The following is a 1,846-nucleotide window of genomic DNA, read 5'->3' as shown; positions in this document are numbered from 1 at the left end:
CGACAACATCGGCGCGCTGAAGAACACCCACTTCAGCGACGAGGAGCTCAAGCTGATCGACGAGATTTCGGCACGCTAGAAACGTCCTGGCTCCCCTCCTTTGAGGGAAGCTGTCATCGTAGACGACTGAGGGGCAACGGGTGCGAACTCGTTGCCCCCCCCTCAGTCTCGCTGCGCGAGCGGCGGGTTCTAGTGATCGTTGCAACACCTGACCTACCGCAAGGAGGGTCAGGTGACCAGAAGCCACCGAAACGAAGACCGTGGCGGGGAACACCGTTGGACGTTCAACGGCGTCGAATATCCGACGAGGAAGCTGATGTGCGAGGCGAGACGCGCCGAGTACGTGCGCCTGCTGGACGAGGAAGGCATGAACTTCACCCAGGCCGCGCACGCGGTCGGCGTCTCGAAACGCACCGGCAAGGCGTGGCGCAACGGCAGGACGCGCGCCACGGGAAGGAACGAGAAACCCCTGGTGGACTGGTATCGTTCCACCATGGACAAACCCAAGACCCTCCATCCGCGCTACCTGAGCCAGGAGGAGCGCATCCAGATCGCGGACCGTCTGCGTCTGGGCGATTCGATCCGCGCCATCGCCCGCCTGCTGGGCCGCGACCCCGGCACGGTCAGCCGCGAGGTCGAGCGCAACAGGAATCCCGAGTCCGGCGGTTACGAGCCTTACCGCGCCCAGCAGAAGGCCGCGGACCGGCTCAAACGCCCCAAACCGCGCAAGGCGGCCGAGGGCACGCGACTGTGGGACGAGATCGCCGCCGGGTTGCGCAGGCATTGGAGCCCGGAGCAGATAGCCAACCGGCTGAGGCTGGACTTCCCGGATAATGGGGATATGCACGCGAGCGTCGAGACGATCTACCAGGCCATCTACCTGCAGGCCAGGGGCGAACTCAAGCAGGAGCTGAAACGCGCCATGAGGCAGGGGCGAACCGCCCGCAGACCCCAAGGCGGCCAAGGCCGCAAACCCCGTTTCCGCGAACCCATGGCCATGATCTCGGAGCGACCCCCGGAGATCGAGGACCGGGCGGTCCCGGGCCACTGGGAGGGCGATCTCATCACCGGCAGCCGCAACAAAAGCGCCATCGGCACGCTCGTCGAGCGCACCACCAGGTTCACGATCCTGCTGCACCTGCCCGACGGGCACGACGCCGAACACGTCCAGCAGGCCATCATCGACAAGATGCAGCACCTGCCCAAACTCCTGCGCAACAGCCTGACCTGGGACCAGGGAGCGGAACTCGCCCTGCACAAACGGATCGGCGCCTCGCTGGACATGGCCGTCTACTTCTGCGACCCGCACTCCCCGTGGCAGCGCGGCACCAACGAGAACACCAACGGGCTCCTGCGCCAGTACTTCCCCAAAGGCACCGACCTATCCGTCTACCCGGAGGACTACCTCGACGCGGTCGCCGAGGAACTCAACGACCGGCCACGCAAAACCCTCGGGTTCATGAAACCAAGCGAGAAGATCATCGAACTGCTCGACGCCGCGTGATAACCTCAACAACCGACAACGTGACCATGGAAGGCCGCTCAAACCTCAGGTGTTGCAACCACCACTAGAATCTGCCAGCCAGCTCCCCCTCAGAGAGGGAAACTCCGTATCTCAGAAATCGCCGTCAGGCTTTGCCAAGCGTCTGGAAGCGCTCGAATCCGCCATACAACGCAACCAGTCTCTCATAGGCCTGCGCATCATAAAACGCGCATGCCCCAGAGGTGAAGGATTTCGCCACCTCCAGCGAGAATCGAGCCGCTTCCTCGACATCGCCACCATGAGTGGCCCCGGTGGCACAACCTGCAACCACCTGTTCCACGGTGATGGCAACGCCAATCACCG

At 63.8% G+C, this 1,846-nt stretch carries 2 protein-coding genes; one reads left to right on the top strand and one right to left on the bottom strand.

The window, feature by feature from the left end:
- The first annotated feature begins 232 nt into the window (after nt 1-232).
- Entirely contained in the window at nt 233-1,504 is a 1,272-nt protein-coding gene (locus tag ACT8II_RS09320; protein ID WP_008783747.1) for an IS30-like element ISBlo4 family transposase, read from the top strand.
- A 124-nt stretch (nt 1,505-1,628) separates the two neighbouring features.
- Here the strand turns inward: ACT8II_RS09320 and ACT8II_RS09315 are convergent.
- On the bottom strand, nt 1,629-1,846 hold a 218-nt coding region (locus ACT8II_RS09315; RefSeq protein WP_443813951.1), incomplete at its 5' end, for a DUF1177 family protein.

Origin of the sequence: Collinsella sp. (assembly GCF_052346665.1) — a bacterium.
GTDB lineage: Bacteria > Actinomycetota > Coriobacteriia > Coriobacteriales > Coriobacteriaceae > Collinsella.
The sequence above is the reverse complement of the archived record's forward strand: the minus strand, read 5'-3'. Positions and strand labels throughout refer to the sequence as shown.